Source organism: Candidatus Frankia alpina (genome assembly GCF_902806485.1).
GTDB lineage: Bacteria > Actinomycetota > Actinomycetes > Frankiales > Frankiaceae > Frankia > Frankia alpina.
This window is the reverse complement of record NZ_CADCWT010000231.1, coordinates 1-7,213: the sequence shown is the minus strand read 5'-3', so window position 1 is coordinate 7,213 and position 7,213 is coordinate 1. Positions and strand designations below refer to the sequence as shown.

Here is a 7,213-nt window from a genome sequence, read left to right as displayed (position 1 = left end):
CAAAGAAACCGTCGAACACATCGCCCGTGACCGCAACCGGACCCTCACATTCCTCGCAACCTAGAGTAACCAGTCAGCACGGAAAGTGACCTTCGCGCGGCCCTGTGTAAGAACGGGTTGGACGCTCGTCGTGAGGTCGGTAATCGTCGGTGCTGTGCAGTCGGGGCGTGCTGCAAACGTCGGCCGTCGAAACGGCTTGTTCAGCTTGTCCATGCCGTTTTGCGTAGCGCGTTGCAGGCTGCGGTGCGGGAAGAGTTGATTCGGCGAAACGTGGCCATGCTCGTACAGGTACCGGCTCCGCGGTACGGGGTGAATCGCGGACTAACTGTTGATCAGTCTCGCGCAGTGCTCGAGGCGGCGGTCGGGAGTCGGCTCTACGCGTTGTTCGTTCTGGCGCTCTACCTCGGGTTGCGCCGTGGTGAGCTGCTGGGGTTGCAATGGTCGGATATCGACTGGGCCGGACGGACAATCGCTGTGCGGCGATCGCTGCAACGGACCGCAGGTGAGCTGCGCTTGGTTACCCCGAAGTCGGATGCGTCGGGGCGCACGCTTCCGCTGCTCGGTCTGGTGGCGGACGCTCTCGAGGGCCACCGCAAGCACCAGGACGATGAGCGACGAACCGCGGGCGACCGGTGGAAGGAGTCCGGTCACGTCTTCACGACTCCGATCGGCACCGTGATCGATCCGGGGAACCTGCGCTACGCCTGGCGGCCGATCGCGGAAAGGGCCGGAGTCACGGACGTCTTCCACGGTCTGCGGCACACCTGCGTGACGCTACTGCTGAACCTCGGGGTCTCACCGCACATTGTGCGCGACATCGCGGGGCACGCGGCGACAGAGGTGACCATGACCATCTACGCACACACGTCGATGACGGAGAAGCAGGGTGCGTTGCGCAAGCTCGACGATCATCTGTCCGGCCAAGACGGGGAGGGGGCACCGTAGGGGCCGTTGCTACACCGGTTGCTACAGGAAGCGGCAGAGCCCCGCACCTTGGATGGGGGTGCGGGGCTCTGGCCTGTCTCAACCGTGCGTGCGCTCGGAGGGAATCGAACCCCCAACCTTCTGATCCGTAGTCAGATGCTCTGTCCGTTGAGCTACGAGCGCGCGCCCGCCACCGTGGTGGCCGGCGGTGCCAGCTTACAGCACAGCGGGAACACCTCAGGGGCCGCGTCGACCCGGGACCATCCGTAGTTCGTCCGATGCGACGAGTTGAGTGACCGACGTGGGACGCCGCGCCCCTCCGGAGCGTCACGCAGGCGCCACGGCAGGCATCAGCTTGGTCGCTCCGTGCACCGTGGCGCGTACTATGTACTATGTACGAACTCTCGAGGGAGAGATGCTTTCGAGGGAGAGATGCTTTCGCGTCCACATGAACCCGGACGTAGCGGCGCATTGGGACCTTGCTTCGTCCCCGCAGATAATAATCTTGTTGGCCCCTTGCAGACGGAACGAGGATGGCCACGCCATACGAAGATGATCTTTCGCCACAATCACCCGGCTTCGTGTACTCCCTGCCGGCCTCTGGGCCCGCCGGGCCGGCCCAGAGCAGGACGAACTTCGTCCGGGTCATCGCGCCGCCGGTCATCGCCCTGCTGGAAGTGCCGGCGCCGACGCGGCCCGACATCGGCGAGTCCCTCCTGCGGGATCCGCGCACGCGCGGGGCGCGCCGGCTGCCCGCCACGCAGGCCCTGGGCCGGATCGCCGCCCTCCCCCTCTCGGCAGCGTCCGCGCCCTCGGCCGACGTCGGGCCCATGGCCCCGCGCGACGCCTTCCGTACCAGCGACGACTCCCGTACCAGCGACGACTCCCGTCCCGGCCCGGCGATCGGCGACGGATGGTGGCGTTCGACGGGCGAGCTGGCGGGCCACGTCGGCGGGTGGACGAAGCCATCGCCCTCGGGATGGTCGCGTCGGACGGCGGACGCATCGCGGCACGGGCGTCGGGCTTGGCCGTGGAGATTCCGGGCGGCGGTCCGCGCGCTGCGGCGCGGGCGATCCGCCGGGCCGCGAACGTGGCGGGGGGTGGGCTCGCCGTGAGCCGGTTCCTGCTCTGGCTGTCCGGCGCGGACCGGGAGATCCTCGGCCGGCTGCGGCACGACCGGGCCAAGTATGTGGGCGTGGGCAGCGCGGTACTCACGACGGCGGCGATGGCCACCGTCTCGTCCACGTTCGCGCTGCGGATGGCGCTGAAGCTGCCGATCGTGATCTGCCTGCTCGTCGGGCTCGACTGGGGCCTGGCGATCATGGCGCTGGACCGCTGGCTCGTCGCGTCCGTGCAGCGTCAGGACCATTGGTATCTGAACGCGCTGCTCATGTTGCCGCGGTTGGTCCTGGCGATCCTCATCGGGTTGGTCATCTCGACGCCGCTCGTCCTGCGCATCTTCCAGCCGGAGATCGACACCGAGATCACCCAGATGCACGCCGAGGACGCGGCGGCGTTCGAGCAGCGGATCACCACCGATCCGCGCAACCAGGAGCTGACCCGGCTGCGTGCCCAGCGCGACGCCCTGGTGAGAGTCGGCACCACCGGCGTCGACGTGAGCACCGACCCGGAGGCCGCGCCCCTGCAGAAGCAGATGGACGGGCTGCAGACCCGACTGGCTCAGGCGAATGCCGACGTGCTCTGCGAGAGCCTCGGCAACTGCCCTGATCAGCAGAACAAGGCGGGCCAGGGCCAGCAGTACAACCTGAAGGTCTCCCTGCGCGACGGCATCCAGACGCAGATCAACCAGTTGCAGCCGCGCCTGACCGCAGCCATCAACGCCACGCGCGCCCGCCAGCAGGCCGGCCAGTCCAGCGCGACGGCGAACGCGAAGGATCAGCTTCCCGCGCTCACCTCCCAGATCACCGCGCTGGAGACCGGGCAGCGCAACGACCGGGCGGCGTTCAACCGCCAGAACAGCGACAACACCGGGCTGCTCATCCGGATGGAGGCGCTCGACCGCATCACCAGCGATCCCGACCACCGCACCCTCGCCAACGCGCACCTGGTGCTGCTGCTGTTCATCACGGCGATCGAATGCCTGCCGATCCTGGTCAAGTTCCTGATGTCGCTGGGCAAGCTCACCACCTACGAGCAGGTCGTCGCGATCGAGGAACGCAACCAGCTCATCGCCGAGGAGGAGATGTCGGCGCGGCGGCGCGCCACCCTGCTCCTCGACGACCAGGACTCCTACCTGGAGGCCCAGGTGATGAGGGACGAGAAGGACTCGGCGATCGAGCGACTGGCCCGGCGGGCCGTCGCGGTCCAGGAGGAGGTCGCGAACGCGGCGTTGGACGCCTGGCGCGACCGCGAGCTCGGCCGGATCCACGACTCCCTCGACGACTATGTCGCCATGGCACCACCGCCGCCCGTTCGACCCACCCGTCCCGATCTCGCCGTCCGGGTTCCTCCCTACGACGAGGCAGACGAGCCCACGCTCACACCGGACTACGAGCCGCTGACCACCCGCTACGAACCGCCGGCGCCGCGCCGTGGCTCCCTGACCCACCCGGGTGAGCTGGCCCTCCCGAACGACGACGACCGACGGCTGGCCTAACCGGCGCGAGAGCCGACGCCAGTTCCGGTCACCTGGCGATCAGCGGTTGCAGGAGGTTAGCCCGACGAGCAGGTGGTGGTAGCACGACAACTCCGCGAGCCTCTCGCAGGCCCTCCCGGAACGCCCGTTTCCACCCGTCGCCGCTGGTGAAGCTCCACGGTGCGAGAAGCCCTGTATCCGGCCTTCTCGAGATGCCAGGAATTCCCCCGGGCACGTGACCGATTGTGCCAGTAAACGCACGCTGTGGGCCCCAGGCCGGCCGCAACGTAAGATCGGCGAGCAGCATCCGGAGGGAGTCGCGGAACCGGGCGCAGACGGCGGCGCGGCCGCTCGCCGGAGCCTGGATGCCGGTGCGATGGGATGGTTCGGGGGAGCGGTGACGGAACGGCTGGCCGACGAGGAAGTGATAATGCTCGCCCGCGTCTTCCATCGCTCGTCCAGTGCCATGATGGTGCTCGAACGGGCCGGTCTGGAACGTTGGCGGCAGCCGTCCTGGACGGAGCGGACCTCGCTGGAGTTCTGGGAAGAGGTACAACGACCAGCTCTCCCTGGGAGCGTTGGCCGACGGCCGGATCAGCCTCCTGGCCGCGGCGGCGCAGCTCTACCCCGCCAACAAGGTTTTCGCGACGGCAGGCGGAGCGACGCCCACGGCGGCCCCGGCCGGCGCGGTACCTCCGTCGGCCGGCAGCGTCCTGTTGGCCGTCGATGCGGTGCGGTTCGGCCCGGCGGGGGTGGGGCGGGACGGCCTGCGCCAGCTGCTGAACCGGGCGGCGCGCGACGGCGGGCTGCCGGCCGACGCGGTGAGCGTCCAGGACCGGGGTGGCGGGTTGCTCGGCGTGCTCCGCGACGACGTGCCGGCGGAGCGCGTGGTCGCGGATCTCATGCGGGGGCTGCGGCTCGTGCTGCACGCCTACAACCAGACGCGGGGCGAGAGCGGTCGCGTCCGGTTGCGGGTGGCGCTGCACCAGGGGCGGGTCGTCGCCGATGAGGGCGCCGGCGTCCGCGGTGACGCCGCCCAAGCCGCCTCACGCCTCGTCGACACGCCCGCCCTCAGCCGCCTGCTCGGTGAGTTCCCCGCCGCCGAGATGGCCATCATCATCTCGGCGGCCCTGTTCGCGGCCACCGTCGACCGACGGCTGCGCAATCTGGATCCCGGCGCCTTCCAGCGGGTGGACACGGACGTGCCCGGCCTCGCCGGCCCCGCCTGGGTGCAGGCGGGGCCGGCGGTCGCGGGAGCGGCCGACGGTGCGCAGGTGCCCGCGGCGGATCCAGCGCTCGGGTCCGCCGCCGGTGGCGCCGATCGTCACCGAGGAGCCGCGCACCGTGGCCGGGTGGGACTTCCTCGTCTCCGCCGCGGAGGAGGACGGCGCCTGGGGCGAATGGTGCGCCTGGCAGCTGGAAGAGCAGGGCTACCAGGTGCACCTCGACCTATGGGACGTCGTCGCCGGGGATCACTCGGTGAGCCGCCTCGACGAGGCGGTGTCCCACTCGAAGCGGACCCTCGTGATTCTCTCCGAGCACTACCTGGCCTCGGAGAAGGTGCAGGCCGAGTGGCAGACGGCATGGCTGGCGGACCCGACCGGGATGAAGCGGCGCCTGATCCCGGTGCGGGTCGCCGACTACCACCCGGAGGCTGAGATGGGGCTGCTGCAGGGTATCAGCCCCATCAACCTCGTCGGCCTGGGCGACGACGCGGCGCGACGCACCTTCGTCGACGAGATCCGCCGGGCGATCGAGGGCCGGTACCGGCCGAGCGAGCCGCCGCCTTTCCCCGGCCCTCCCCGGCGTCCCTAACACTCAGGGTCCGGCTATCGCTCAGGGCCCGGCGATCGGAAGGTGAATCCGACTGCCGGCGGCGGCGAACTCCGCGGCCTTGGCCCGCAGCCCCGCGGCGATCGTCTCGTCCGCCGAGGCCGGGTCGGCGTTGTCCGCGGCGACCCGCACCTGGTGAGAGATCTTCATCGAGCAGAAGTGCGGCCCACACATCGAGCAGAAATGGGCCGTCTTCGCGGCGGGGGCCGGCAGGGTCTCGTCGTGGTAGGACCGGGCGGTGTCCGGGTCCATCGCCAGGTGGAACTGGTCGGCCCAGCGGAACTCGAACCTGGCGTCCGACAGCGCGTCGTCCCAGGCCCGGGCGCCGGGGTGCCCCTTGGCGAGGTCCGCCGCATGCGCTGCGATCTTGTAGGCGATGACGCCGGCCTTGACGTCGTCGCGGTCGGGCAGACCGAGATGCTCCTTCGGGGTGACGTAGCAGAGCATCGCCGTGCCGTGCCAGCCGATCACGGCGGCGCCGATCGCCGAGGTGATGTGGTCGTAGCCGGGCGCGACGTCGGTGGTGAGCGGTCCGAGCGTGTAGAACGGCGCGTCGTGACAGATCTCCCGCTGCAGCCGGACGTTCTCCTCGACCCGGTGCAGCGGGACGTGACCGGGCCCCTCCACCATCACCTGGACGTCGTGCTCCCACGCGACGCGGGTCAGCTCACCGAGGGTGGCGAGCTCGGCGAGCTGGGCTTCGTCGTTGGCGTCGGAGATCGAGCCGGGACGTAGGCCGTCGCCGAACGAGAACGTCACGTCGTAGGCGGCGAGGATCTCGCACAGCTCGGCGAAGTGGGTGTAGAGAAAGTTCTCCTCGTGATGGGCGAGGCACCAGGAGGCCAGGATCGAACCGCCGCGCGAGACGATCCCGGTCCGGCGCCGCGCGGTCAGCGGCACGTAGCGCAGCAGCACCCCGGCATGGACCGTCATGTAGTCCACCCCCTGCTCGCACTGGCGGATGACAGTGTCCCGGTAGGCCTCCCAGGTCAGCGCCTCGGGCCGGCCACCGACCTGCTCCAACGCCTCGTAGATGGGCACCGTCCCGACCGGGACCGGGGAGTTGCGCAGGATCCACTCGCGGGTCCGGTGAATGTCCGCGCCGGTGGACAGGTCCATGACGGTGTCGGCGCCCCACCGGGTCGCCCAGACCATCTTCTCGACCTCCTGTTCGATCGAGGAGGTGACCGCCGAGTTGCCGAGATTCGCGTTGATCTTCACCAGGAAGGACCGGCCGATCACCATCGGCTCGGACTCGGGATGGTTCACATTCGCCGGCAGGACAGCCCGCCCGGCGGCGATCTCGGCCCGCACGGTCTCGACGGGTACCCCCTCGCGCAGGGCCGCGAACTGCATCTCCCGGGTGATCTCCCCGCGGCGTGCGCGGGCGAGCTGGGTGACGGCTCCCCCGCCGGGCCCGGCCCGCAGCGCACCGCGCCCGCCGGCCGGGGCGGTGTCACCGCGGGCGGCGACCCACGGAGCCCGCAGCGGCGGCAGACCCCGGCGGACATCGATGTCCACCGCCGGATCGGTATACGGGCCGGAGGTGTCGTAGAGGACGACGCTGTCCCCGGTGGTGAGGACGACCTCCCGCATCGGCACCCGCAGGTCCGACTCCGCGCCGACGAGCCAGGTCTTGCGGCTGCCCGCGAGCGGCCCGGTCGAGACGGCCGTCTCCCGGGGCGCGGCCGGTGACCGCCTCGAGGCGGACCGCTCCGGCGAGACTGCCGGAACAACGTCCAAGATTTCCTCCGGGATAACAACAGATTCCGGCCGGGAATCTGCGTCGCTGACGCCGGAAAAGTCCCGGGAAGAAGCGGATGAGGAATGACCGTCGACTGGCGACATCATATGAACTCC

The 7,213-nt window shown here is 69.9% G+C and carries 5 protein-coding genes, 1 tRNA gene and 1 pseudogene; 4 read left to right on the top strand and 3 right to left on the bottom strand.

Annotated elements, in window-relative coordinates; genetic code table 11:
* Positions 1–78 precede the first annotated feature (78 nt).
* Positions 79–945 (top strand): annotated as a pseudogene (locus G6R25_RS19345) (tyrosine-type recombinase/integrase); the annotation flags it as partial.
* 89 nt (positions 946–1,034) lie between these two features.
* Here G6R25_RS19345 and G6R25_RS19340 read toward each other — a convergent pair.
* Positions 1,035–1,107, bottom strand: a tRNA-Arg gene (locus G6R25_RS19340).
* A gap of 772 nt (positions 1,108–1,879) precedes the next feature.
* On the opposite strand from G6R25_RS19340, the gene G6R25_RS19335 reads away from it, so the two are divergent.
* Both G6R25_RS19335 and G6R25_RS30850 read left to right on the top strand, forming a co-directional pair.
* Positions 1,880–3,541 (top strand): DUF4407 domain-containing protein, encoded by a 1,662-nt coding sequence (locus G6R25_RS19335; RefSeq protein ID WP_163554093.1) that lies wholly within the window; start codon positions 1,880–1,882, stop codon positions 3,539–3,541.
* 355 nt (positions 3,542–3,896) lie between these two features.
* Complete coding sequence (locus G6R25_RS30850; RefSeq protein ID WP_419469384.1) at positions 3,897–4,529, top strand: effector-associated domain EAD1-containing protein; 633 nt, start codon at positions 3,897–3,899, stop codon at positions 4,527–4,529.
* A gap of 37 nt (positions 4,530–4,566) precedes the next feature.
* Here G6R25_RS30850 and G6R25_RS19330 read toward each other — a convergent pair whose 3' ends face one another.
* A complete protein-coding gene (locus G6R25_RS19330; RefSeq protein ID WP_163554092.1) occupies positions 4,567–4,848 on the bottom strand; it encodes a hypothetical protein in 282 nt (93 codons plus the stop codon).
* On the opposite strand from G6R25_RS19330, the gene G6R25_RS19325 reads away from it, so the two are divergent.
* The gene (locus G6R25_RS19325; RefSeq protein WP_163554091.1) at positions 4,832–5,335 is read left to right on the top strand and encodes a toll/interleukin-1 receptor domain-containing protein; all 504 of its coding nucleotides are present in this window, start codon (positions 4,832–4,834) and stop codon (positions 5,333–5,335) included. The genes G6R25_RS19330 and G6R25_RS19325 overlap by 17 nt on opposite strands.
* Before the next feature lie 21 nt (positions 5,336–5,356).
* Here G6R25_RS19325 and thiC read toward each other — a convergent pair whose 3' ends face one another.
* A complete protein-coding gene (thiC, locus tag G6R25_RS19320; RefSeq protein WP_419469385.1) occupies positions 5,357–7,204 on the bottom strand; it encodes a phosphomethylpyrimidine synthase ThiC in 1,848 nt (615 codons plus the stop codon).
* Positions 7,205–7,213: the final 9 nt, after the last annotated feature.